We start from the raw sequence: 24,908 nt of genomic DNA, 5'->3' as shown, positions 1-24,908 counted from the left end.
GGCAGCGCTCCGCGCCGCCGCACGGCGGGACACGCCCCGCCGTCCCGGCACGGCCAGCGGGCCGGGCGTGCGGCCCTGGCGGCCGGTCCCGGCCCGCGCCAGCCGGGACGGCACGGCGTAAGCCCGCCGCCCGCCGCACCGAGCACCCGCCGAACCGAACGCACCCGCTGCTCCTGGTACGCGCTGCCGCCTGCCGCTCCGACCGCCGGCCCAACCGCTTCGCGGCCCCTTCGGGGTGCCTTCGGCATTGCGCCGGCCGTCTCCACTCGGTGTTCACCAGGGACGCCTCCATGGCGAGGAGCAAGGGCTAGGGGAGACTGGGGGAGACGGCAGGTCTCCCATCTCTCCCCCAGGGCGCGGTGATGGACGAGATTCCGGGTTGGGCGTTGAGGTTGCGCGCCGAGCGACGCGAGCGGCTGTGGTCGCAACGGCAGATGGCACGAGCACTCACCGAGGCGGCCGATGAGAGCACCCGCGCCCACCTGCCGACCCGCGAATCCCTGATCCGCATGATCAAGGACTGGGAGAAGGGCAAGCACCAGCCCAAGGACCCCTACCGGGTGCTGTACTGCCGGGCGTTCGATCTCCCCGAGGCCGAGCTGTTCGACCTGGCGAACAATGCAGCTCGCAGGTCACCGGCCCAGGTACTCGCCGCGATCATGCCCGAAGGTGATCCACTGTCCCGCCTTCCCGCCGGGACAGGGAGAAGGGTCGGCATGGGCATCGTGCGGGATCTGGCGGCACGAGTTCACGGCCTGCGGCTCGCCGATGACGTCATCGCCGGAAGCGACCTGATCCGGCCCGCCTTCCGCGAGCTTGACGCGGCGGTACGCCTCTACCGATGTGGCACCCACACCGAGGAAGCAGGCCGGGCGCTGCTGGTCAACATCGGCGAACTGGCACAGATCGTCGGATGGATCGCCAGCGACGCGGGCCAGCACGACCAAGCCGCCCAGACCTACCAACTGGGCATCAGCGCCGCCCGCGAAGCCGGAGACGGCTCCCTGGAGGCCAACCTCATCGGCTCCCTGGCCTACCAGATCGCCAACGTCGGCGACGCGCAGGAAAGCGTGGCACTGACACGCGCCGCACTGGACACGGCCGGACGGCACGCCTCACCGCGTATCCGCGCGCTGACCTGGGACCGTCTCGCCTGGGCACATGCCCGCGCCGGAGAGGCCCAGCCCGCCATCAGGGCACTGGGCGAAGCGAGCGCCGCCCTGGCGAGCACGGCAGGAGCCGAAGAACCGTCGTACCTGTACTGGGTCAGCCCCGACGAACTCCAGATCATGGAAGCCCGCGCCCACACCGAGCTGCGCCGCCCGCTGCGCGCCGTTCCTCTGCTGACCGAAGTTCTGACGCGCTACGACGCCACCCATGTCCGGGAAGTCGCGCTGTACCTGTCATGGCTCTCCGTCGCTCTCGCCGATGCCAACGAGCCCGAGGAGGCAGTGCACACGGCGTCGCGGATGCTGGACATGTCCGCCGACCTCACCAGCGACCGCACCACCCAGCGCGCCCGCGTGGTCCTGGCACGGCTCAAGCCCTACGCCGACGTTCCCGAGGTACGAGAGCTGCTGACCCGCTACCCCATGAGCGCCTGAGCCCGCTAGAAGGCCAGTCTCCGTATGGGGACCTGCCGATCAGTCCTCCAGGGGTTCTGCGCCAAGGAATCGCAGCTCCAACATCTCTGGAGAGAAGGGAAGAGCGGTGATCCTGCTCGCCAAGGCGAACGAGCGCTCTATCGGGAAGTCGATGTGCGAGTCGTCGATGTCGATGTCGTACTCGGGGTCCAGGCCGACTTCGCGCATCTCCTTGATGAAGCGGTCCGGATCGTTGCCTGACCGCGCGTCCGGAAGCATCGGGTCGAACCAGACGACCGGCTGCCCGTCGACGATGTAGGCGAAAGTGTCCGAGGCGTAGTCATGACGGCAGACCGACACGACCTCGGTTCCCCGCGAGACCCGAGCCATGATCTCGGAGTCGACGGCGATCTTCCATCCTCCTGGTTCGATGACCAGGGTCCAGTCACCGACCTTCACGGCGCCGATGTAACCGGCCGCGTCGTCCCTCATGCTCTCCACCGAGCGCTCGCCCAACTCGTCGGACGTGACCTCCTCCATGGTGCTCTCGTCTACGCCGAACCGGCGGAGGATTTCCTCCGGGGAGAGATCCCGAACGAAGGACACGCAGTAGATTTCACCCAGTGCTTCGTGTTCGGAGAGCCAGGGGAATTCTTCGGGGGTCTCTGTCATCGCCACTCCTTTGATCAAGTGAGCGGCATGATCGCAGTAGTCCCCGACAAAAAGGTTCGCCCCCGGCCAGCGAAGGAACGCCGAGTGATGTCCCTGAGTGACCAACTGAGTGACAACGACCCCGGACAAGGCTGGACGTCGGTGGATCACCGTGGACCGTATCCGCAGGTGGGGGCGGGTATCAGGCATGGTCCCGCCCCCACCTGGGTTGCCTGGGGGTCAAGGGGTCGCAGGTTCAAATCCTGTCGTCCCGACTGCGTTTTCGCAGCTCGGAGCCGTGATCACAAGAATTGTGATCACGGCTTTGTGGTTTGTTCGTTGCCCGGACGCGGCGTCAGTTGCTGACACCCTGGTGCCTGTCGTTGTCGCAGGCTGCCGCCTATTCCGGGACGTTGGGGCGGGTGTGGCTGCGGTTTGTTCAAATGGATGCGGGTCGCAGTCGTCGAGGCATGATTGTGATCTACATCGTAAAGGCGTCGGGTCTGTGCTCCAGTTGCCGGATCACGCGGGCTGGCACCACCAGGACCGGGCCGCCAGGCTCATACTCGGCGAGGCACCCATCGCCGACGCCAAGTTGTACACCTTCCCCTCGCTCACCCCGCAGGGGCCCGGCTTCTGGAACTTCGGCTTCTTCGATGTGCGCAACAGCCGTGTTCTTGCTATCAATCCAGCTCAGCGTGCTGAATGTGCCGAGCCCAGCAGTGACGCCCGCGAACCTGCTGTTCAACGTCGCGGCCGGCCCTGGTGCGCTGCTGCGCTACCGCAAGCGTGGCCACCTCGGCGGCCCACTGACCCGCCTGCTGGTGCTCGGCACCTTGCCCGGCGTCGTCATCGGCGCGCTCGTGCGGGTCTTCATCCTTCCGCCCCCAGGGTGTTCCGCCTCCTGGTCGCGTGCTTACTCTCCCCGCTGGACCTGTGGCTGTGCGTGTGCACTCTGCGCCCACCCCCCGCCACAGCGCGCCGGATGGGCCCTCTGCGCGTGCCATCAGCGCGCTCGCAGTGGCCGTGGGGATGGTAGGCGGGATATACGGCATCGGTGGCGGGTCGCTGCGGGCCGATTCTGGCCGGGCGCGGCCTTCCGGTCGCCAAGGTCGCCCGCCGCGCCGGCCTCGACGTTCCTTACCTCGATCACCGGAGCCCTCACCTATGCCGTCCTGGCGCTGACCACCCACGGCGACATTGCACCCTTCTGAGCGCTGGGCCTGCTGTGGTCTGGGCGGGCTGATCGGCGGCTACGTCGGCGCCTGCCTACAGCCCCGTCTGCCGGAAACTGGTCTGCGGCTGTTGCTGGGCACCTTGGCCATCGGCCCTGGCCGGCCTGTACGTCGTCCAGGCTCTGAACTGAACTCAGCCGCGCCCAAGCGGCGTAACTCAGCGGATGGCGATCACCGCGGTCTGAGGCCCCCATCCGGTCCGAGCCTGCCAAGCCCCAAGAAGCCATCAGGCGGCGGTGGGTGCTGTCATTCCCCATCAACGTTTATGCGCCTGTTGATCAGCGACCGCTGTTCCTGGTGACCTCCGACAAACAGGACGGAGCAGTCGGCGGCGCCTCCATCCCCGGGCCCCTCCGCATCTCGATGTAGATGGACCAGAGGCCGGGACCTGCTGTCTGGATCCGTCCGCCGTACCGGCAGTCGCCGCGGGCCAAAAATGAAGCGGCGTTCTTGATCGTGCCCTCGGTTGGCCGACCCGCTGGTCTGTGGCAATCAGCCGGTGTGATATAGGAGTATTTTGGTGGTTATGTGCACACGGCTGATGTCGCTGCTGCTCCGCCCGGTGCGCCCACCCCTCCTGCTGGGGATCGTCACCGCGGTCATATGCATCGTGGCAGAGACCCTGCTGGACTATCCGATCGCGGCCGTCACGCCCGGGAACACTCTCGGCGTAATCTACCTGCTCGGCGTCGTGGCGATCTCGATGGTGTGGGGTCTGTGGCTGGGCGTGGCGACCGCGGTGGTCAGCGGCGTCGCCTTCGACTATTTCCACGTCCGGCCCGTCAGGACCTTCACCCTCATCAGTAACTGGTCGTGGATACCGCTCTTCGTCTTCCTCGGCGTCGCGCTACTGGTCAGTTTGGCCACGGCGCTGGTGCGGTCGGCGGCCATCGAGGCCGCTGAGCGCCACCGTGAGGCCGATCTCGACGCCTGGCTGGCCCGCCTTCTGCTGCGTACGGAACATCTGCGCTCGGCGCTGCCGACGGTCTCCCGCCGCCTGGCCCAGATGCTGGGGCTGCCGTTCCTGGCGATCGAGCTCGAACCGGTCGCCGGCGACGAACGCCACAGGGCGTTGCCGCTGCGCGACGGTGCCACGTCACTCGGTACGCTCGTCGTCCCCGCGGACCTGCCGGAGGCGACCACGCGACGGCTGCACGACCGGGTGGTGCCCTCGCTTGAGGCCTTGCTGCGCGCGGCACACGATCGTGAGGCCATCAGCCGTGCCCTTGAGGAGAGCCGCGACGAACTCCGCCGGGTGGCGCAGGGACAGGCCGCGCTGCGGCGTGTCGCGACGCTGGTCGCACGCGGGGTCCCACCATCGGAGATATTCGGCGCGGTCGCTCGCGAGATGGGCCTCATCCTCGAGACGAATTGCACGGCGATAGGACGCTACGAGCCCGATGGTGCGATCGTCGTGGCAGGCTCGTGGAGCGATCGTGGCCCTGAGGACACACTGCCCCTGGGCTCGCGCTGGCCGCAGGACGAGAACAGCATCGCGACGCTGGTGCTGAAGACCGGGCGGTCAATGCGGATCAGGAGCTATGACCACAGATCTGGAGAGATCGCCGCGTGGGCACGAACGCGGGGAATCACGTCCACGATCGGCAGCCCCATCAACGTGGGGGAACGCCTGTGGGGCGTGATGATCGCTTCCTTCAGAACTTCCGAGTTCCGACTCGAAACCGTGGAGGAGCGCATGCTGGACCTTACCGAACTCGTCGTGACCGCCATCTCCAACGCCCAGGCTCGCGACGAGCTCGCCGCCTCCCGCACCCGCATCGTCGCCGCCTCCGACGAGACCCGGCATCGCATCGAACGCGATCTGCACGACGGAGCCCAGCAACGCCTTGTCTCGCTCGGGCTGCAACTGCGGGCCATGGAGGCCGCCGTGCCGTACGAGCTGACGGAACTGCGAGCAGAGGCGTCCCGCATCGTCCGCGGCCTGACAGGCGTCGTGGAAGACCTGCAGGAGCTCTCGCGGGGCATCCATCCGGCGATCCTCTCCAAGGGCGGCCTTGGGCCCGCTCTGAAGATGCTCGCCCGGCGCTCCGCCGTCCCGGTCGAGCTCGGCGTACGCGCCGACCGGCGCCTGCCGGAGAGCATCGAGGTGGCCGCCTATTACATCGTGTCCGAGGCCCTGACCAACGTGGCCAAGCACGCCCACGCCTCCGTGGCGTACGTCGACCTAACGGTGGAGGAGGAGAGCGTTCGGATCTCGGTTCGCGATGACGGGGGCGGAGGTGCCGATCCCCGCCGCGGCTCGGGGCTCATCGGTCTCCGGGACCGCGTCGAGGCGCTCGGCGGGACGATGGACGTCATGAGCCCCGTGGGAGAAGGCACGTCACTGCTGGCCACGATCCCGATCCGGATGCGGGAACCAGGAGATCAGGCAACGGCCGGGGCCCGCATCAGCTCCGAGCAGTAGCGGGCGACGGTGGTCGGGAGGCCGATCATCACGACGCCGACGAGCGCGCCGTCGTGGTGGTGGTAGCCGCCCGGCTCACCCACCGCCTGGCCGCCGCGGCGAACCGGATGACGCTGATCAGGCTGATCCGATCCCTGCCCGACCCTGATCCGAACGATGGACCCCAGGTGCTGGGCGTGGACGACTTCGCCCTGCACCGCGGCCACACCTACGGCACGATCCTGATCGACATCACCACCAGTCGGCCAGTCGACGTGCTGCCCGAGCGGTCAGCGGAGGCGCTCGCCGCCTGGCTGCGCGACCGCCCGGACGGTGAGCGTCGCTCGGAGCTGGAGCGGCTGCATACCCCGCCGAGGAAGGTCTCGGGCCGGGTGATGGTCGAGGAGCTGCGCCGGGTGAGCGAGATCGCCCGGCTCGGCGCAAACATCGCCGTCGCCGAGCCCAGCCTGATCGGCCGCATCATCGCCGCCTGGCCCTCACTGGCCTTGATCGGCAGCTACGAACTCCTGATGTCCCGGATCCGCCACTGCGCGGGAGGACAGGCAGAGGCTCAAGATCGACCGGACGCTACAGCGAGAGGCTTGGCGATGGGCGCAGCAGAACCGGGCGGCAGATGGAGATCTGCCTACCGCGCCGCCATCGCCCAGGCCTTCGCCCGCAGCGCACCGATGGGGCCGTCTCGTCAAAAAGGCCCGGCTCGCCGGCGAGATGAGGTGAAGCTGAGTGCCGGCGTGAACCCCTCTTCGGCAGGGTCAGGTGAGACATCGGGAGCCAGCTGGAGTCAAGTGCGCTTGGGATGTTTACGCGGGGCAGGCTCCTCGCTCGACTCCGTCGGATCTACCCAGACCCCCAACTTGTGGCTGGGGGTCAAGGGGGCGCAGGTTCAAATCCTGCCGTTCCGACCAGGTTTTGGCTGGTCGGATAAGGTGTCACGTGATCACGTGACACCTTTTTCATATGCTGAGTGACAACGGATCTGATCTCGGCGCGTCTCTAACGTCGGCGGCAGATGTCGCTTGGTGTGACTTGGAATGGGGACGTCCACCTGTGAGGTCGTGACTCTGGTCAAGGGGAGCGGGGCGCGTGTACGAGCGTGAGGTCATCCTGAATGAGCTGGCGCAGGGCTTGCGGCCCATGTCGTGGGGCGTCGAATGGTTCGAGGGACTGACCGCTGAGGAGCAATTCGTCGCTCTGCGCGACCTCTCCGGGTACTGCATTCAGGCTCGCGCGACTGTCGAGGACGGGCCGGAGAGTGTGCGTCTGGCGGGGATACGGCCCACCCATACACCGGCAGTACTGATCACACGTGGCCGGCTGATTGAGCAGCTGGCGAAGATCATCAATTTGCCGCAGGATGAGCGGGTCAAGGCATTTCGGCTTCTGGTCGCTCTTCTGGCTGTCGCGGACCAGCGCCGACGGGAGCGCTACTGCGCTGGCGGTTGCAGTCACGCATGGCACCAGTTGGGGACCGCCCGGAGGCCGATGGATCTGCTCACGTGAAGATCCGGTCCATGGCTGCGGCTCCGCCGAGCAGGACCGGACGGATCTGCTTGCGGTAGACGGCTTCGGTAACGGCGGTTCCGCTGTGGCCGACGAGTTGCGCGATGTCCTCCAGGGGTACGCCGGAGTCGGGCAGCAGCGAGACGAAGCTGTGCCGCGTCTCCCGAGGCGTCCAGTCCTTCGCGGGCAGCCCGGCGTCTTTCATGATCTTCCGGAACGCCCGCCGTACGTTGTGGGAGTCCAGGGGAGTGCCGACCAGGGAGGCGAAGACGAGATCGTTCTCCGTCCACCTCGCGCCCGCCGTCTCCCGCTCCTTGGCCTGTTGCGCCCGGTGCTCCCGGAGGGCTTCGACGCAGCGACGAGGCGGCGCGAGAGATCTTCGCGACTTTCCGGGTCTTGGTGTCGCCGCCTTCCCGTACGGAGCGCCACACGGCGATCCACGGGGGAGTGTCGGTGCCGGGCTTGCCATCGAGATCCACCTCTGACCAGACGAGCGCCCGCAGTTCCTCGGTCCGGGCACCGATGAGGAGGGAGAGCACCACGTAGGCGTACATCCGCGTGTCGCTCGCAGCCTTGAGGATGGCTTCCGCCTGGTCAAGGCGGTAGCGCTCCGCGCTGCCGCACGGCGCGGCACGCCCGCCCGCGCCGGACGGACATCGGGACCGGGCATGCGGCCTGGAGGCCGGTCCCGGCCCGCACCCGCCCGGCGCGAACGCGCGAACCCCGCCGCCCACCGCACCGAGCACCCGCCGAACCGAACGCACCCGCCGCCCCTGGTACGCGCTGCCGCCTGCCGCTGCGACCGCCGGCCCAACCGCTTCGCGGCCCCTTCGGGGTGCCTTCGGCATTGCGCCGGCCGTCTCCGCTCCCGCTGAAAGGTCTTCAGGGTTGCGGGCCGTGACTCCCCCGCCCCCGCTACCGGAGTGTTCGTGTCCCTCGGTCGGCGTCAACTCCGTCCGTACCTGTTGGGTGAGGGTTGCTGTGCACGTCGGGGCGGACGGACACGCGAAGACGGAGTTGACCCCTCGGTCGGGGCACACAATCTGGCAGCTGTCGGGGGCGGGGGAGGAATGGGCCAGGAGCCGTGCATGGTGGACTCCTGGCAGGCGTGGCGACGCCGTCCCTCCGAAGCACACGCCGCCACGCCCGTCTCTACCGGGCCTTCCCGGACAGCAGCGCCGTCCAGGTCGCCCGAGCCTCAGCGATCGACCAGCGGTGACTCTCGTCCACCTGGTGGCCGCCGTCGAGTTGCGTGGTGCGCCGGATGAACGCCCGCCCGCCGCCCTCGCACAGTTCATAGACCGTGGCACGGCACACGCAGGTCCATGCCACCGGCCGCACCCGCTCCAATGTGTGGTGCGGCTTGTGCCAGTCGAGCCGAACGTGATCACGTTGCGCCATGCCCAGGTGCGGGCTCACGCACGTCTCAAGCACCATCACAACGGAGCCGCCCCCACTCTGGGAGGGGGCGCGGGGTGCGTCGCGCGGAGAGCGGCGTAACGGTCAGCGATCCGGCGAGCGGCTGTCGCCGGATTGTCTGCCGGGTGAGCGGCGTACTTCCTGCGACCCGTCCGCGCGGAGTGCTCGCCGTTCTACCACATGAAGCGAAAGCCGTCGGACCAGACGAGCAGGTCCACCCACACGCTCAGCACGGCCGCACCGTGCCCATGGTGGACATCAGAGGTGATGCCGAGACTCTCAAGCTCCGTATGAAGCCGTTGCATCGAGCGCAGAGCCGGATCGTCAGCCGTCGAAACCCGTGAAGTAATCATCACGTTCAGCTAAGCCGCCGCACTCCGGCAGGGCACGATGACAATGGGAGATAGCCAGGGATACGGCCGTATCCGCGAATATCCGGAGGTGAACGATGGGCACCCCAGGAACACCCCCCGAGTGGGCCGTACGACTGCGCGACGAGCGCAAGGCCAAGGTCGGCACCGTGGCCGACATGGCACGTCGGCTCAAGGAGGTCGCAGGAGAGCAGCGCGGCAAGCTGCCCAGCATCGACGACCTCACCCGGACGATCCGGGGATGGGAACGCGGCGACCACTACCCCAGCGAGCGCTACCGCCTGCTGTACGCCCGCGCGCTGCGGAGCACCGAGACCGACCTGTTCGACCTCGCCGAGCGCCCCAGCCTCCCGGTACCCGCGCTGCCCCTGCCGACCGTCGCACCCGATGCCGATCTGTTCGAGCGGATCGCCCGCAGTGTCCAGCAACCCAGCCGAGTGGATCAGCGCACCGTGGACTGGCTGGCGACCTGTCTTGCCGAACATCGCAAGGTCGAAGACACCATCGGCTCGCGTCCGTTGCTTGACATCGTGCGGCAACAGCTCGGCGTGGTGGTCGAGCTTGCCCAGGGCGCCCGCGGATCGCTGGCCGACACGGTGGTTGACCTGGCCTCGCAGTACGCCCAGTTCGTCGCGTGGATGTCCCTGGACATCGACGACCAGGCCGCCGCACTGACCTGGTACGACCGCGCCCATGACTGGGCGTTGGAGATCGGCGACGTGAACATGGCCACCACCACGCTCAGCATGAAGGCCCACCAGGCATGGAGTGCGGGCAACGCCCGCAGGTGCGTACGGCTCGCCGACGCGGCCCGCTGGCACGACGGCAGGGTGACACCGGGCGTGCGGGGGATGGCCGCGCAGATGGCCGCCCGAGGTCACGCGCTCGCAGGCGACGCCAGGCCCGCCCGCACGCTGCTGGACGAGGCCGAGGCGCTGATCCGCCGGGCCGCCGAGCACGCCGACGACGAGCCGGTGTGGATGTACTTCTACGACGAGACCTGGTTCCGCCTACAGCGCGGCATGACCGAGCTGCACCTGGCCAACTGGCCCAAGGCGATCGACCTGCTGACGGATGGGTTGTCCGGCCTGCCGGGGAGCTACAAGCGGGATCGTGCCTGGTACGGCTCGTGTCTGGCCAAGGCCCACGCCGAGGCCGGAGATGCGGCGGCGGCCGTACAGGTGAGTCTTCCTGTCGTGGCCGATGCCGTCGAGCTGAACCGCCACGCCCGCAAGGAACTGGTCGACGTCTCAGCCCTTCTCAAGAAGCGGAAGTCATCCCACGTGACCACTTTGCAGGAGGCGCTTACGGCTACTGGCCGTACAGACTAAGAATGATCACTGCTGAATGTTTTTCATCCTCACGCAACGGACGCTCTGAGGACGGTTGGCATAGGACGGCTCGGACCGAATGACATCGGCAGGTGAGCTGGCTGATGGCGTGCAACAGTTGAATATGACAGGGTGATCATTAGGGGTTTCGCCGCCTCAACCCCAATCGCGATCACCTGTCCAGGTGGCGGGTACGGAACGAGGCGAAGGAGAAACGAAGGGTGACCGATGCCGACCGGCTGCCTCCCGCTACGCCATCAGATCAGACACTTCAGGCTCCTGCGGTATCGACCGCTGCGGCTTCGCCTCCGGTGACACATGTAGCGATGCGCTCACGACGCCGCGGTGTGCTGGCAGTGGCCTGTGTGGTGGTCATCGCCCTCGCCGTGCTGATCCGACTCATCAACGATGCTCCCGGACCGGTCAGCCACACCGATGCTGTCATATCCATCGCGGTCGGCAAGCTGCACGGTCGTCCGATCGCCGTCTCCGCCGGCAGGGACGCCACAGTGCGGATATGGGACCTGACCACGAAAAAGCAGGTCGGGGGCTTGACCATAGAAGAGAAGGCCGGGGAACCGTTGACCGGCTACGAACGCATCATCGCGGTCGCGGTCGGCGAGGTGGACGGTCGTCCGGTCGCCGTTTCGGGCGGCTGGGACGGCACGGTGCGGATATGGGATCTGGTCACGAGAGAGCAGGTCGGGGAGCCGCTGACCGGTCATGAACGCAGCGTCGTCTCGGTCGCGGTCGGCGAGGTGAAGGATCGGCCGGTCGCCGTCTCCGCTAGCAAGGACGGCACGGTTCGGGTGTGGGACTTGATCAGCAGAGAGCAGGTCGGGGAGCCGCTGACCGGTCATGCAGGCAACGTCATTGTGGTCGCGGTCGGCGAGGTGGAGGGGCGTCCGGTCGCCGTTTCGGGCGGCTGGGAGGGCACGGTGCGGATATGGGACTTGGTCACGAGAGAGCAGGTCGGGGAGCCGCTGACCGGTCATGAACGCAACATCGTCTCGGTCGCGGTCGGTCAGGTGGACGGTCGGCCGGTCGCCGTTTCGGGCGGCTTGGAGGGGACGGTGCGGATATGGGATCTGGTCACGAGAAAGCAGGTCGGGGAGCCGCTGACCGCCCATGAACGCAACATCGGCTCGGTCGCGATCGGTCAGGTGGACGGTCGGCCGATCGCTGTCTCCGGTGGTATGGACCGTATGTTGCGAGTGTGGGATCTGAGCACCGGAGAGCAGGTCGGGGAGCCGCTGACCGGCCACGAGAGAGCCGTCAATTCGATCGCGGTCGGTCAGGTGGACGGTCGGCCGATCGCTGTCTCCGGTGGGGAAGACCGTACGTTGCGGGTGTGGGATCTGACCACCGGAGAGCAGGTCGGGGAGCCGCTGGTCGGCTATGAAGACAGCGTCGTCTCAATTGACGAGCCTGCCGAGTAGTGGTCACCGGGTGACGAACTGAGTGACAACCGCCCTGGACGGTGCCGGACGGTGGTGGATCACCGTGGACCGTATGCACAGGTGGGGGCGGGTATCAGGCATGGTCCCGCCCCCTTTCGGTTTGCCTGGGGGTCAAGGGGGCGCAGGTTCAAATCCTGTCGTCCCGACCAGGTTTCAGCTGGTCGGCAGGGGTTTCGGAGTCTCTCCGGAACCCCTTTTTCGATCTTCGGGAGCTAATTAGCGTCAAGTGCGCTCAGAGAACCAGTTTGAGGCGTGTGGAGGTATGGATCCTCAGCGCTGAAAACGTTCCACGAACCGAGCTCGGGACCCCTTCCGCAGGAGTACGGCTTACCCGAGGGCGTCGCCAAGCCTGCCGAGGGCCGAGGCTCCCTGAGCCGGCCCGAGATCCCCGTATCGCCGGTGTCCATGTCGGCGCGTCTGGTTTCGCGAGCGACGGTGGCGTCCCCCTACGAGAGAAGACAGGCGCCGCGCCCGTGGATGCGGTCTCGCTGGAGCCCTAGACCAGGTAGACGGGTGCGAGGTCGACGAATATGCGGTAGTCCGTGATCAGGCCGTCGTCGCGGGTGTGCCAGATCGATACGGCTACGACGCTGACTTCCTTGCCGTCGAGCCGCCGGTAGGTCACCTCGGTCTCGGCGATGATGTCGGCATCCACCTGCCAGTTCCTGACGATCCGGTGCCGCAGGCCGCCGATGGTGGAGAAGAACGCCCGCAACCCGGCGGCGATGGCCTCACGTCCCGTCATCGGCTCGGCATTGCCGAACACCAACGTGGCGTCCTCGGCCAGCAACCGCACGAATTCTCTGACGTCGAACGAGTCGACTGACTGGAAAACGCGTCGCACCCCATCGTCGGTCATGCCGATCCTTCCTCGCGCAGTCGGGATCACTGCTGGGGACGATACGGGGCGAAGGGCGACGCGCAACTATCGCCAAGGTGGCTATCTCATCGCCACAAGGCTCGCCGAAGATCTCCGAACCCGGGGCGCGGCATCGTGGTCGGGCCCGGTGCGGCGGCCATTCGGAATCACTCAGAACGACACGAGAAGCAGCGCGAAACGATGAGAACCAGTGAACGCCAAAAGCCGGGCTCGGAATGCCTTCCAGGAGACCACCGCTGGTCGGTCACCATGGTGGATCAGACCTCGATGTTTTGACCGGTCCAGCCCTTAATGGGGGTGAATCGAGTCTGCCTGGTCAGGCCGACCCGATTCGGTAAGCCGTCGTCAGGTGAGCGCTGACTGCCTCCGGGTTGTTGAGCTCCAAGGCCAGACCGTGCCCCTGGCCGGAGGCCGGGAGGGGTGATCTCCGGTGGGATGTCGTGCCTGGCTCCTCACGGTGGTCGTGAGTGCTGATCCTTAGGGCGAGACGGTTCTCCCGGAGGGCTTACATCCTCCGGATGTAGGGCCCAACGAGGAGCCGGCCTATGGGGCGTTGCCGGTGACGGTGCACACCCCGTACGGGCCATTCGCGACGTCCTCCCACATGACTTCGTCATCGACCGTGATGCGGCACGTCACCGACCCTTTGGCGCCTGCGTTTTGCGCCCACAGGTACAGGTATGGGGTGTCGTCGACTTTGATCTCTTTGCTGTACGGCAGGGGCACGCCCTGCTCTTGCTTGATGTCGTACTTCACGCTGTAGGTGATGTTGCCCGCGCTGGTGGCCCCGTCGCTGCCGATGGCTTCGAACAGCACCGTGTGCGCACCCGACGTGTTCTCCTGCTCCTCCTGTGCGGCGGGCGGGCTGTTGTGGCTGAGCTGCGTGCGCCCCGCGTTGGGCTCGGGGTCGTTGAGGGCGCTGAACCCGGCGCTGACGATGCCGCTGACGACGAGCACCCAGTAGAGGATCCATAGGCCGGTGAGGATCCAGCCGAGGATGACGCCGGCCAACGCCATGCTGTGGCCGTCGGTACGATCCCTCCTGATTTGGCCGAGGGCCACATGTCCGAACACCACGGCCAAGATCGATGTGAATCCGCAGGTGATGAACCCTGTAAGGCCGAGCACAAGGCTGGCGACGGCGAGCCCGTTGGTTTTCGGTGGCGGGGCCGCGTACCCGTAGCCGTATCCGGGTGGGGGCTGCTGGCCATAGCCAGGCGGGTAGCTCACGGGTTCTCCACATTTCGGGGGTACGCGTGGGACGCCTGTTACCTATGAACGGTTGTCGCCGTGGCCGAATCCGGTCACCTGCTGTCCGGTGCGCTGTACGAACATCGCTGCACAGGATGGCGCCTATTTCCTCCTCGGACGCTCCACAGGATGAAAAATATGCCGTGGTGGCCGTCGTCGACACGCGGTGGCTCATTCTGCTGTGAGCGCCTCCGGCGGGGGACTCCGGCTTCGAGATGATCCACGACACGGCCAACCCGTGGCGGGCTAAGGTGGTGGATCTGCTCGTCTCGTCTGTCATCGCTCAGGCAGAGCCCGGCAGACCGACTTCTCCGGCGCAGGCCCGGTCCGTGCACGTAGGCCAACCAGCGCATGAGGAAGGTCGCCGGGAACATGGACACACGACGCCGAGCTTGTTCCTCCGTCCCCGGCCCGCCGCCCCTCCGGGGTGGGTGATGGCAGACGAGACGATCAGGGCAAAAGGCGGTGCGGAAAGTTCTTCCGACCTCGATAGGATTCACGCGCACTTCGATGTGTTTGGATATATAAAATTTGGAAGGGACTTGTGACGAGCAGTCGGGTTGCTTTAAGGGAAGCCTGTATACGATGGATTGTGATTCCGCTTACCGGGATTGTGTTGATCACATTGACGGCTTGCGGAGCGTCCGAGGAAGAGCGTTTTGCGCGATCTGCGGAGAGTATGGAGCAGGTGGCGCGTACGGTTAAACCGGATGCGAGGTCAGCGGACGATCCTCGCCAGATCGGATTGTTTGAATTCACTTCAATCTACCGATACGAGGATCTGGTGTACTTCCAATTGAGCCCTTGGGCGGACGTAGATCCGTATGGCTACGTCTGGAGCCCGAAAGGCGAACCCGTGGATTCCCCTGACGACGCGGCTGCGCAGTCTTTTGAACATGTGCAGGGTTCTTGGTACCGGTGGAGCGAGAGCTGGTAGGGGTCGGGAGAACGGCGGACCGGTCAGTGACGGTGGTCGCCGTCGAATGACATGGCGACCTGATCACGGTCATTACTGGTCGGGGACGGCAACGCGGCTACGGGGGAGACCGCGTTTTTAGGGGCGGTGCCGGTGTGTCCAGCGTGGGGATCGCCCTGGAAGCCCGCGCCTACACCGAGTTGCACCGCACCCTGCGCGCTGTACCGCTGCTGACCGAGGTTCTGACGCGCTACGACGCGACTCACGTTTTCGCAGTCCGAAGGTCGTTCATTCTGACGCGGTCCTCGTTCAGGCCGGGTGCGGCGCAGTGTGACCTCGGGGCCTCTCATCCGGGGCGCTTGGCCCGGGCCTGGCGGTAGCGGGTGGGGGAAGCGCCGAACTCGGCGACGAACGACTGTCGAAGGCTCTCGGCGGAGCCGAACCCGCAGCGGGTCGCGATGTCCGCCACGGAGAGCGATGATGAGACGAGGAGTCGCTCGGCCGCCTGCGTGCGTGCCTGCCTGATGAAGCGGCCAGGCGTCTGGCCCAAGTGCTCCAGGCTGAGCCGAGTCAGGTGACGCTCGCTCACGTTCAGCCGGGCAGCCAGCGTCGTGGGGCTCAGATCACCGTCGAGGTTGTTGACAATGTGGTCGACCACCTGCCGAATCAGCGGATGTTCCGGCGGCGGCGCGCCCACGAACATGCTGATCTGCGCCTGGTCACCCGGCCGCTGCAAGTAGGTCACCAGGGCACGCGCCACGATGCGGGCCAGGTGAGGGCCGTGGTCCTCCTCGATGAAGGCAAGTGTCAGGTCCAGGGCGCTGGTGACGCCGGCCGCGGTCGACACGTGTCCCTCGCGGATGTAGAGCGGGCCGGGATCAACCGTGACGTTGGGATGGTGGGCGGCGAGCGTTCCCGCGTACCTCCAGTGCGTGGTGGCGCGCCGCCCGTCCAGCAGTCCGGCGGCGGCCAGCAGGGTCGCACCCGTGCACACCGATGCCACCCGCCTGCTGACCGCGGCCAGTCGACGTATGTGGGCCAGGAGCACGGGATTTTCCGCGGCGACCTCGTGGCCGACCCCACCGGAGACGACCAGGGTGTCGAGCGGCCCGGTGATGCGTTCAAGGGCTTCCTGGCTTTCCAGCGTCAAACCCGAGTCGCAGGGCAACGACCTGCCACCCGAGGTGGCGAGGCGTATTCGGTAGGGAGGAGCCGCCCCCAACTGGTTGGCCATATGGAGCGGCGTGGTCACCGAGGCGATGTCCAGTAACTCTGACTGTGGATATCCGATCACGACGGTCAGCCGCTCGTCCATGAGTGCCCATTCTGCTGGGGAACCGACACGAATCCCAAGTTTACCGACAGGACCGAGGCCGGCCATGGTTCGCGCAACCGGCAGGTCGTTGGATCTGAAGCGCAAGGAAAGCCATGCGGCCACCGAGGTCGTGGTATGCGCATGGCGGGGACGCAGCCATCGGCGATGGAAACGGAGAGGCACGAATGCACGTCAACAAGCTCGTCGTCGCGACGTTGTTCCTGACCGTCAACTCGATCGTGGGAGGAGTCGCGGGCGCAAGTCCCGTACCGGCGCAGCAGTCTACGGCCACTCTCTCCGCGTCGTTCGCCGTTACCTGCGGAAGCAGCCGGCCGCCCAGTGGCTACTATTACGATTCCACCTACGCGAACCCCAACGCGTGTCTGAAATGCCAGTCGGCAGGTGCCATCTACGAGGTCACCGGAAAGTGGCGCACCTACTGCCGGAGAGTGAACAACTCGAACGGCGCGGTCGCATGGGCCGACCTCCATCTCTTCTGCGTGGCATGCAGAAGTGCCGGCACGAGTCCGCACATCAATGGGGTAAGGCCCTCGGCGGAGTCAGCGTGACCAGGACCTGAGCCTGCGGGACATCGCCTCAGGGCGTGTCATCACCAAGGGCAAGAAGGAGAGCCGGTACCGAGGCGTCAGCGGTCATGTCGATGGCGGCTTCGAGGCGTTCGGCTTGACGTGCACATGCGTATCGCGCCGAGTCGAAATCAGCTCGGCAAGCACAGGACAACGCGCACAGGAAGGGCGGGATCGAATGGTGAAAGTCTCTCGTACGGCCATCGCGGCAGCCGTGACCGCTGCGGCAACCGGATTTACCATCCTCGTCGCGTCGCCGGCGCAGGCCGACTATTCCGACTGCATCTCATACCTCGAAGGAGGGAGGTATCAGATAAGCCCCCCGAGAAGGGACGCCTGCCGGGTCGGCGCCACTTCCGCGGCCGGAAGCTGGTTCCTCTGCTGGGACGGCCTCGTGGACACGCGAATTCCATCGGGGGTGGCCGCAGCGGCCTGTGATCGGGCGAAACAGTAGTGGCGGTGCGTTTCACGAACCCCCTCGGACAGACACTCGGCGACAGGAGTTCCTACAGCGGCCGAGCGCATCCGCGGTCCGCGCCATGGACGTAAACGGCCGCGGTGCCGTGTCGATCTCGAATTCGATCAGGTATCAGGAGCGAGTCATGGGCAAGAAGCGAATACTGACCGGGCTGATCGTGGCCGGCGTCATCGGAACATTCCCCATCGCCGCCACGCCCGCCCAGGCGTCGACGTCACCTGCGGTGATGGCCGACTACTGCGACAGGAACCCGCCTGGATCCGGTTCGGTACCCGGGGACCGGTTCGCGGGCGAGCGCCCGGTCGCCTGCGGAAAATGCTACGAACAAGGACTCTATCTGCGGGCGAAGGGCCAGATCTCACAATTCTGGTGTGAATACTTTAACGTCTTTAAATATGCAAGGATGTACGTCAAGTAACGAACGAATCCGCCGGTCCGCGGCGCACCGCTCCCCGCGCACGCGAAGAAGCTCCCCCGCCTACGACGACGCGGTTACGCGGGGGAGCCGACGGCTTCAGGCCTGTTTCGACGGCGTCCGGCCGTGCCGAGGGGAGGCCACCCGTTCCTGGGTCAGTGACGTAGCAACTGGACGATGGCGACGGTACCCACCGCCACGATGAGGATGCGCAGCACCGCGGGGCTGAGGCGGCGGCCTATTTTGGCCCCGACCGGGCCGCCGAAGGCGGAACCGGCCGCGATGAGCACGACGGCCATCCAGTCGAAATCCGCGGAGAAGAGGAAGAAGAGCGCAGCGGCGGCGTTGACGACGGCCACCAGGACGTTCTTGACGGCATTGAGACGTTGCAAGGTCTCGTCGAGGAGTACCCCCATCAGGGACATGTAGATGATTCCCTGGGCGGCGGGGAAGTAGCCGCCGTAGACGCTGGCGAGTGTCAGTCCGGTGAGAAGCAGCGGGCCTTCGTCGGGGCGGGCGGAACCGCTGGTGCGTTCGCGGCGGCGCCGTACGCTTCTGCTGATCCGGGGCTGGAGGATGACCAGGACGAGGGCGAGGCCCACCAAGGCGGGCACGATCTTCTCGAACGCCGTGGTGGGCAGGGCCAGCAGAAGCGTGGCGCCCGTGAGGCCGCCGAGCAGGGCGCCGACGCTCATCTTCAGGACGCGCCGGCTCTGGCCGCTGAGCTCCGCGCGATAACCGATGGCCCCGCTGATGGAGCCGGGTATCACGCCGAGTGCATTGGAGACCGCGGCGGTGACGGCCGGCATTCCGGTGGCGAGCAGAACGGGAAAGGTGATCAGTGACCCGGAGCCGACCACGGTGTTGATGGCGCCGGCGCTGACGCCGGCCGCGAAGACGGCGAGCATCTCCCACGGCGTCACGCCGTCTCCTCCCTCGCGGGATCGGCGTCCATGCCCGGCCAGGCGGCGCGCGTGGGCCATGCTTCGCGGCGTACCGGACCGAGCGACCCCGGAACCGGCGACCCGGCGAGAAGCCGCCCCCACCCCAGGGCTCCCGATGGACGGGCCCGGCCGGCTGTGCGGACGGAGTCGCAGACCGAGGAGCACAACGCGACGGTGACGCCTGCCGCGGCCAGGGCGGGCGACAGGGTGGGCGATTCCGTCTGACGGCCGGTGTCCGGCGAGATTCTCACGCGGCCGACGCTAAACCGGAAATACTTCGGCGCTCAGCGAAGTATCCCGACCCCGGACGAGGTGACGCTCTACCTGCCGGCCGAGTGGTCGGGGCATCGAGACCACCTTCGGCCTGAACGCCGTCCTCGGCAGCCTGCAGGCACGCCTCGCAGCGCTTCGGCGCGGGACCTTTCCCTTTATAGCCGCATATGCCCCGCCTATGAATATTGACGTTTTCTTGACGCCTGGCCATGAATCGATGGGCTCTGACGTCAGTAGTGTGCATTGCGTCTTTACGGATACTTGATGTGGGGGGCCGACAGTGGCCGGCAGGACTGGGCCACTACAGACGTGGCTGCTCAAGGGCTTACAGACCGACCGTGAGCAGATAGAGCACGGTCCGCACAAGAAGCACGCGTGGTGGCAGGTCATGTGCCTCACGGGCGTCGACTACTTCTCCACCCTCGGTTACCAGCCGGGCATCGCGGCGCTCGCGGCCGGCGCGCTGTCACCGCTGGCGACGCTGCTGCTGGTCATGCTCACCCTGTTCGGGGCGCTGCCCGTCTACCGCAGGGTCGCGGAGGAGAGCCCGCACGGCCAGGGCTCGATCGCGATGCTGGAAAAGCTGGCCCCGCAGTGGTGGGGCAAGTTGTTCGTGCTCGCTCTACTCGGGTTCGCCGCCACCGACTTCGTCATCACGATGACGCTCTCGGCCGCCGACGCGACGGCCCACATCCTGGAGAACCCGTTCGTCCCCGACTTCCTGTCGGGTCAGCGGGTGCTGGTCACGCTCGTGCTGCTCGCCCTGCTCGGCGGGGTGTTCCTGATGGGCTTCAGCGAGGCGATCGGCATCGCCGTCGTCCTCGTGGGCGTCTATCTCGTGCTCAACGCGATCGTGGTGGCTGTGGCCGTCACGCACGTGCTCGATGCCCCCAACCTGGTCATCGACTGGCAACACGCGCTGACCACGACCTACACCAGCCCGATGGCCATGATCGGGCTTTCCCTGCTGGTGATGCCGAAGCTCGCGCTGGGCCTGTCGGGTTTCGAGACGGGCGTCGCGGTGATGCCGATCGTCAAGGGCGACGTCCAGGCCCGGATCAAGGGCACCAAGCGGCTGCTGACCTCGGCGGCCATCATCATGAGCGTCTTTCTGATCTTCAGCAGCCTCGTCACCACCGTGCTGATCCCGGAGCAGGAGTTCGAGGAGGGCGGCAAGGCCTCAGGACGGGCGCTGGCATTCCTGGCGCACGGTTTCCTCGGCGACTGGTTCGGCACGTTGTACGACGTCAGCACCATCGCGATCCTCTGGTTCGCCGGGGCGTCGGCGATGGCGGGTCTGATCAATCTGGTGCCGCGCTACCTGCCCAGGTACGGCATGGCGCCCGACTGGACGCGGGCCGTACGCCCGCTGGTCCTGGTGTTCAGCGCGATCGGCTTCGCCATCACGATCATCTTTGACGCCGACGTCGAAGCCCAGGGCGGTGCCTACGCCACCGGTGTGCTCGTGCTGATCCTGTCCGCCTCCGTCGCCGTGACGCTGTCCGCGTGGCGCAAGGGCCAGACCAGGCTGATGGGCGGCTTCGCCGCCGTCTCCGCCGTCTTCGCCTTCACGCTGGTGGACAACGTGTTCGAGCGCCCGGACGGGGTGAAGATAGCGTCCTTCTTCATCGTGGCGATCATCGTGACCTCGCTCATCTCCCGGACGACCCGCTCCACCGAGCTGCGCGTCACCGAGGTGACCTATGACCCGCTGGCCGGGCAGTTCGTCAACGAGGCCTGCGGCGAGGTGCACCTGATCGCCAACGAGCCGCACGAACGTGACCAGGCCGAGTACAACGACAAGCTGCGCGAGCAGTGGCTCAACCACCGCCTGCGCAGCTCGGAGCAGGTCATGTTCGTCGAGGTGACGGTCGTCGACGCCTCGGAGTTCGAGACCGAGCTGGTCGTGCACGGCGAGGAACGCTTCGGCCACCGGATCCTGCGCTTCGAGAGTCCCACGGTGCCCAACTCGCTGGCCGCGCTCCTGCTCGACCTGCGTGACCGTACGGGCCGGATACCGCACATCTACTTCCACTGGACCGAGGGCAATCCGGTGGCGGCGATGCTGCGCTACCTGCTGTTCGGCGGCGGAGACGTACCACCGATGACCCGAGAGGTCCTCCGCCAGGCGGAACCGGACATCACCCGCAGGCCGCACGTCCACGTCGGGTGAGCCGCGCTCCTCGGTGAAGCGCGGGTCCTGCCGGTCGAGGTCGTCGCAGGCGCGCCTGTCTCGACGGCACTCCTGTGCGCCGTTTCCGCCGTGCCGTCAAGAAGGTGTCAACAGTTGGCCTGCGGGCGTATGAAATGCGTTAAGGACGGCAAAATCTCCCAAATATCCCGCTTTTCTATGGGTGTTAGAAGAGCAAACATTCGGATTAGAGGAGTGGGGATGGCCGACGTCATCTTCGTCGCCCTGACGATCGCGTTGTTCGTGATCTTCGGGTTCGTCGTCAAGGCGGTGGAGCGCCTGTGAGCGCCATCAACGCCGTCGGCCTTGTGGTGGCCGTCGGTCTGGTGATCTTCATGGTCGCGGCCCTGCTGTTCCCGGAGCGGTTCTAGTGAGTACGACAGCAGCCGGGATCATTTTCGTCGCATCCCTCATCATCGCCCTCGCGCTGACGCACAGGCCGCTCGGCGACTACATGTACCGCGTGTACTCGGGCGTCAGGCACAACGTCGTCGAGCGCGGCATCTACCGCCTGCTCGGCGTCCGCCCGGACGCCGAGCAGCGGTGGGGTGTTTACGCCCGCAGTGTGCTGGCGTTCTCCGTCGTGTCGATCCTGTTCGTGTACGGCATGCAGCGCTTGCAGGACAAGTTGTGGTTGTCACTCGGCTTCGACCCGGTGCCCGACCACATCGCATGGAACACCGCGATCAGCTTCGTCACCAACACCAACTGGCAGGCCTACTCGGGTGAGTCCACCATGGGCCACCTGGTGCAGATGGCCGCGCTGGCCGTACAGAACTTCGTGTCCGCCTCCGTCGGCATGGCGGTGGCGATCGCGCTGGTGCGCGGCTTCGCCCGCAACCGGGCTGACACCATCGGCAACTTCTGGGTCGACCTGGTGCGCGGCACGGTCCGTATCCTGCTGCCCATCGCCTTCGTCGGCGCATTGGTGCTGGTGGCCGGTGGTCTGGTGCAGAACCTCTCCTCCCCGCATGAGCTGAGCACCCTGGCCGGCGGCACCCAGTCGATCACCGGCGGTCCGGTGGCCAGCCAGGAGGTCATCAAGGAACTCGGCACCAACGGCGGCGGCTTCTACAACACCAACTCGGCGCACCCGTTCGAGAACGCCACCAGCTGGACCAACTGGTTCGAGATCTTCCTGATCCTGCTCATCCCGTTCGCCATGCCGCGCACCTTCGGCAAGCTGGTCGGCCAGGTCAGGCAGGGTTACGCGATCCTCGCCGTGATGGCGACCATCGCCATCACCAGTGTCGCGCTGACCAACGTCTTCGAGCTGGGCGCCAACGCCACCGTGCCGCAGGCCGTCGGCTCGGCGATGGAGGGCAAGGACGTCAGGTTCGGCGTCTCCAACTCCGCGACGTTCGCCGCGGCGACGACTCTCACGAGCACCGGCGCGGTCAACTCCTTCCACGACTCCTACACCCCGCTCGGCGGCATGATGACGCTGTTCAACATGATGCTGGGCGAGGTCGCGCCCGGCGGCGTGGGAGCGGGCCTGTACGGCATGCTCGTGCTGGCCGTGATCACGGTCTTCGTGGCCGGGCTCATGGTCGGCCGTACCCCCGAATACCTGGGCAAGAAGATCGGCGCCCGCGAGATCAAGCTGGCCTCGATGTACTTCCTGGTCACCCCGATCCTCGTGCTCGTCGGTACGGCTGTCGCCATGGGCAACGAAGCGGGTCTGGCGGCCATGCTGAACAGCGGCCCACACGGGTTCTCCGAGATCCTCTACGCCTTCACCAGCGCCTCGAACAACAACGGCTCCGCGTTCGGCGGCGTCACCGTCAACACGCCGTGGTACGACGTGGCGCTCGGCCTGTGCATGGTGCTCGGCCGCTTCCTGCCGATCATCTTCGTGCTGGCCCTGGCCGGATCGCTGGCCAGGCAGGCCCCGGTTCCCGAGTCCGCAGGCACACTGCCCACCCACCGGCCGCAGTTCGTCGGCATGGTGGTCGGCGTCACGATCATCCTGGTCGCCCTGACCTTCCTCCCGGCCCTGGCGCTGGGCCCGCTCGCAGAAGGAATCAGCTGATGTCCACCCCAGTGCTCGAGGCGCCGGGACAGGCGCCGACGCCGCAGAAGAACGGCAGGGTCGGCGGTGGTCTGCTCGACCCCAAGCAGTTGATCAGGTCACTGCCCGACGCGTTGAAGAAGCTGAACCCGGTCTCGCTGTGGCGCAACCCGGTGATGCTGATCGTGGAGATCGGCGCGCTGGCCACCACGGTCCTCGCCGCCACCAGCGAGTCGTCGTTCTTCGCCTGGGCCATCGCCGTCTGGCTGTGGCTGACGGTGGTCTTCGCCAACCTCGCCGAGGCCGTCGCGGAGGGCCGCGGAAAGGCACAGGCCGCCACGCTCCGTGCCGCCAAGCGCGACACCACCGCCCGCCGCCTCTCCGGCTGGGCGCCGGGCGCGAACGTGTCCTCGTGGGACACCGTCGGCGCGCCGGAGCTCAAGCAGGGCGATCACGTGATCGTCGAAGCCGGGGAGATCATCCCCGGCGACGGTGACGTGATCGAGGGCATCGCCTCGGTCGACGAGTCGGCCATCACCGGCGAGTCCGCACCCGTGATCCGCGAATCGGGTGGTGACCGCTCGGCGGTGACCGGCGGCACCAGGGTGTTGTCCGACCGGATCATCGTCCGCATCACCCAGAAGCCGGGCGAGAGCTTCATCGACCGGATGATCGCCCTGGTCGAGGGTGCCGACCGGCAGAAGACGCCCAACGAGATCGCGCTGAACATCCTGCTGGCCGCTTTGACGATCATCTTCCTGGTCGCCACCGTCACCATGCAGCCGATGGCGATCTACGCCAAGAACGTCAACCCCGGCATCGCCGACTCTCTCGCCCTGACGGGCGACGGTGTCACCGGCATCGTGCTGGTCTCGCTGCTGGTCTGCCTCATCCCGACCACGATCGGCGCGCTGCTGTCGGCCATCGGTATCGCGGGCATGGACCGGCTGGTCCAGCGCAACGTCCTGGCCATGTCCGGCCGTGCGGTCGAGGCGGCAGGAGACGTCAGCACCCTGCTACTCGACAAGACCGGCACGATCACGCTGGGCAACAGGCAGGCATCGGAGTTCCAGCCCGCCTCGGGGATCTCCGCCGACGACCTGGCCGCCGCCGCGCAGCTGGCGAGTCTCGCCGACGAGACGCCTGAGGGCCGCTCGATCGTGGTCTACGCCAAGCAGGCGTACGGCCTGCGCGAACGTCAGCCAGGCGAGCTCGCCCACGCCGAGTGGGTGGAATTCACCGCCCAGACCCGCATGTCGGGGGTCAACGTCGACGGCCGGCAGGTGCGTAAGGGCGCGGCGACGGCCGTCATGAAGTGGATACGCGAGAACGGCGGCCGCGCGACCGAGGAGGTCGGCCACCTGGTCGACGGCATCTCGGCCTCGGGCGGCACCCCGCTGGTCGTCGGCGAGATCGCCGACGGTAAGGCGCGGGTGCTGGGGGTCATTCATCTCAAGGACGTCGTCAAGCAGGGCATGCGCGAGCGGTTCGACGAGATGCGCCGGATGGGTATCCGCACCGTCATGATCACCGGTGACAACCCGCTCACCGCCAAGGCGATCGCCGACGAGGCCGGGGTGGACGACTTCCTGGCCGAGGCGACTCCCGAGGACAAGCTCGCGCTGATCAGGTCGGAGCAGGAGGGCGGCCGGCTGGTCGCGATGACCGGTGA

At 66.8% G+C, this 24,908-nt stretch carries 20 protein-coding genes; 12 read left to right on the top strand and 8 right to left on the bottom strand.

Features of this window, described 5'->3' with window-relative positions:
• Positions 1–362 precede the first annotated feature (362 nt).
• Positions 363–1,604, top strand: a complete 1,242-nt coding sequence (locus ABT061_RS46505) for an NsdA family TPR-like regulatory protein (protein WP_350930124.1) — start codon at positions 363–365, stop codon at positions 1,602–1,604.
• Between the two features lie 39 nt (positions 1,605–1,643).
• Here the strand turns inward: ABT061_RS46505 and ABT061_RS46500 are convergent, their stop codons facing one another.
• On the bottom strand, positions 1,644–2,255 hold the full coding sequence (locus ABT061_RS46500) for a DUF6461 domain-containing protein (RefSeq protein ID WP_350930123.1): 612 nt from the start codon (positions 2,253–2,255) through the stop codon (positions 1,644–1,646).
• Positions 2,256–3,995: 1,740 nt separating this feature from the next.
• On the opposite strand from ABT061_RS46500, the gene ABT061_RS46495 reads away from it, so the two are divergent.
• From ABT061_RS46495 to ABT061_RS46485, 3 genes are all read left to right on the top strand, one after another.
• Positions 3,996–5,894 carry a sensor histidine kinase gene (locus ABT061_RS46495; protein ID WP_350930122.1) on the top strand — a complete coding sequence of 633 codons (1,899 nt, stop codon included), beginning with the start codon at positions 3,996–3,998 and terminating at the stop codon, positions 5,892–5,894.
• A 53-nt stretch (positions 5,895–5,947) separates the two neighbouring features.
• Complete coding sequence (locus ABT061_RS46490) at positions 5,948–6,862, top strand: transposase (RefSeq protein WP_502991635.1); 915 nt, start codon at positions 5,948–5,950, stop codon at positions 6,860–6,862.
• Positions 6,863–6,977: 115 nt separating this feature from the next.
• A complete protein-coding gene (locus ABT061_RS46485) occupies positions 6,978–7,394 on the top strand; it encodes a DUF5958 family protein (protein WP_350930121.1) in 417 nt (138 codons plus the stop codon).
• On the opposite strand, the gene ABT061_RS46480 is transcribed toward ABT061_RS46485, so the two are convergent.
• Positions 7,387–7,863, bottom strand: coding sequence for a site-specific integrase (locus ABT061_RS46480; RefSeq protein WP_350930120.1), 477 nt, complete (start codon positions 7,861–7,863; stop codon positions 7,387–7,389). The genes ABT061_RS46485 and ABT061_RS46480 overlap by 8 nt on opposite strands.
• A 683-nt stretch (positions 7,864–8,546) precedes the next feature.
• On the bottom strand, positions 8,547–8,813 hold the full coding sequence (locus tag ABT061_RS46475; RefSeq protein ID WP_350930119.1) for a hypothetical protein: 267 nt from the start codon (positions 8,811–8,813) through the stop codon (positions 8,547–8,549).
• A 448-nt stretch (positions 8,814–9,261) separates the two neighbouring features.
• Here ABT061_RS46475 and ABT061_RS46470 point away from each other — a divergent pair, with 448 nt between their 5' ends.
• Positions 9,262–10,515 carry an NsdA family TPR-like regulatory protein gene (locus ABT061_RS46470; RefSeq protein WP_350930118.1) on the top strand — a complete coding sequence of 418 codons (1,254 nt, stop codon included), beginning with the start codon at positions 9,262–9,264 and terminating at the stop codon, positions 10,513–10,515.
• A gap of 221 nt (positions 10,516–10,736) precedes the next feature.
• Positions 10,737–11,954, top strand: coding sequence for a WD40 repeat domain-containing protein (locus tag ABT061_RS46465; protein WP_350930117.1), 1,218 nt, complete (start codon positions 10,737–10,739; stop codon positions 11,952–11,954).
• 517 nt (positions 11,955–12,471) lie between these two features.
• Here ABT061_RS46465 and ABT061_RS46460 read toward each other — a convergent pair.
• The 3 genes from ABT061_RS46460 to ABT061_RS46450 form a co-directional block, all read right to left on the bottom strand.
• Complete coding sequence (locus ABT061_RS46460) at positions 12,472–12,834, bottom strand: nuclear transport factor 2 family protein (RefSeq protein WP_350930116.1); 363 nt, start codon at positions 12,832–12,834, stop codon at positions 12,472–12,474.
• A gap of 564 nt (positions 12,835–13,398) precedes the next feature.
• Positions 13,399–14,085, bottom strand: coding sequence for an MmpS family transport accessory protein (locus ABT061_RS46455; protein ID WP_350930115.1), 687 nt, complete (start codon positions 14,083–14,085; stop codon positions 13,399–13,401).
• A gap of 1,283 nt (positions 14,086–15,368) precedes the next feature.
• Positions 15,369–16,337, bottom strand: coding sequence for a GlxA family transcriptional regulator (locus ABT061_RS46450; protein ID WP_350930114.1), 969 nt, complete (start codon positions 16,335–16,337; stop codon positions 15,369–15,371).
• 185 nt (positions 16,338–16,522) lie between these two features.
• On the opposite strand from ABT061_RS46450, the gene ABT061_RS46445 reads away from it, so the two are divergent.
• The gene (locus ABT061_RS46445; protein WP_350930113.1) at positions 16,523–16,906 is read left to right on the top strand and encodes a hypothetical protein; all 384 of its coding nucleotides are present in this window, start codon (positions 16,523–16,525) and stop codon (positions 16,904–16,906) included.
• 620 nt (positions 16,907–17,526) lie between these two features.
• On the top strand, positions 17,527–17,820 hold the full coding sequence (locus ABT061_RS46440) for a hypothetical protein (RefSeq protein WP_350930112.1): 294 nt from the start codon (positions 17,527–17,529) through the stop codon (positions 17,818–17,820).
• 152 nt (positions 17,821–17,972) lie between these two features.
• Here ABT061_RS46440 and ABT061_RS46435 read toward each other — a convergent pair whose 3' ends face one another.
• Complete coding sequence (locus ABT061_RS46435) at positions 17,973–18,740, bottom strand: sulfite exporter TauE/SafE family protein (RefSeq protein ID WP_350930111.1); 768 nt, start codon at positions 18,738–18,740, stop codon at positions 17,973–17,975.
• A complete protein-coding gene (locus ABT061_RS46430) occupies positions 18,737–19,012 on the bottom strand; it encodes a hypothetical protein (RefSeq protein WP_350930110.1) in 276 nt (91 codons plus the stop codon). Before ABT061_RS46430 ends, ABT061_RS46435 begins: the two co-directional genes overlap by 4 nt.
• A 302-nt stretch (positions 19,013–19,314) precedes the next feature.
• Here ABT061_RS46430 and ABT061_RS46425 point away from each other — a divergent pair, with 302 nt between their 5' ends.
• From ABT061_RS46425 to kdpB, 4 genes are all read left to right on the top strand, one after another.
• Entirely contained in the window at positions 19,315–21,207 is a 1,893-nt protein-coding gene (locus tag ABT061_RS46425; protein ID WP_350930109.1) for an APC family permease, read from the top strand.
• Between the two features lie 299 nt (positions 21,208–21,506).
• A complete protein-coding gene (kdpF, locus tag ABT061_RS46420; protein ID WP_350930108.1) occupies positions 21,507–21,596 on the top strand; it encodes a K(+)-transporting ATPase subunit F in 90 nt (29 codons plus the stop codon).
• The gene (kdpA, locus tag ABT061_RS46415; RefSeq protein ID WP_350930107.1) at positions 21,596–23,257 is read left to right on the top strand and encodes a potassium-transporting ATPase subunit KdpA; all 1,662 of its coding nucleotides are present in this window, start codon (positions 21,596–21,598) and stop codon (positions 23,255–23,257) included. Before kdpF ends, kdpA begins: the two co-directional genes overlap by 1 nt.
• On the top strand, positions 23,257–24,908 hold a 1,652-nt coding region (kdpB, locus tag ABT061_RS46410), incomplete at its 3' end, for a potassium-transporting ATPase subunit KdpB (protein WP_350930106.1). The genes kdpA and kdpB, both read left to right, overlap by 1 nt.

Origin of the sequence: Streptosporangium sp. NPDC002544 (genome assembly GCF_040295965.1) — a bacterium.
Taxonomy (GTDB): Bacteria; Actinomycetota; Actinomycetes; order Streptosporangiales; family Streptosporangiaceae; genus Streptosporangium.
The sequence above is the reverse complement of the archived record's forward strand: the minus strand, read 5'-3'. Positions and strand labels throughout refer to the sequence as shown.

Bases quoted from the DNA above. Each gene is read 5' to 3' on its own strand.
- ABT061_RS46505 (WP_350930124.1), top strand. From the start codon at position 363: ATGGACGAGATTCCGGGTTGGGCGTTGAGGTTGCGCGCCGAGCGACGC.
- ABT061_RS46500 (WP_350930123.1), bottom strand. From the start codon at position 2,255: ATGACAGAGACCCCCGAAGAATTCCCCTGGCTCTCCGAACACGAAGCA.
- ABT061_RS46495 (WP_350930122.1), top strand. From the start codon at position 3,996: ATGTGCACACGGCTGATGTCGCTGCTGCTCCGCCCGGTGCGCCCACCC.
- ABT061_RS46480 (WP_350930120.1), bottom strand. From the start codon at position 7,863: ATGGCAAGCCCGGCACCGACACTCCCCCGTGGATCGCCGTGTGGCGCT.
- ABT061_RS46470 (WP_350930118.1), top strand. From the start codon at position 9,262: ATGGGCACCCCAGGAACACCCCCCGAGTGGGCCGTACGACTGCGCGAC.
- ABT061_RS46460 (WP_350930116.1), bottom strand. From the start codon at position 12,834: ATGACCGACGATGGGGTGCGACGCGTTTTCCAGTCAGTCGACTCGTTC.
- ABT061_RS46450 (WP_350930114.1), bottom strand. From the start codon at position 16,337: ATGGACGAGCGGCTGACCGTCGTGATCGGATATCCACAGTCAGAGTTA.
- ABT061_RS46445 (WP_350930113.1), top strand. From the start codon at position 16,523: ATGCACGTCAACAAGCTCGTCGTCGCGACGTTGTTCCTGACCGTCAAC.
- ABT061_RS46440 (WP_350930112.1), top strand. From the start codon at position 17,527: ATGGGCAAGAAGCGAATACTGACCGGGCTGATCGTGGCCGGCGTCATC.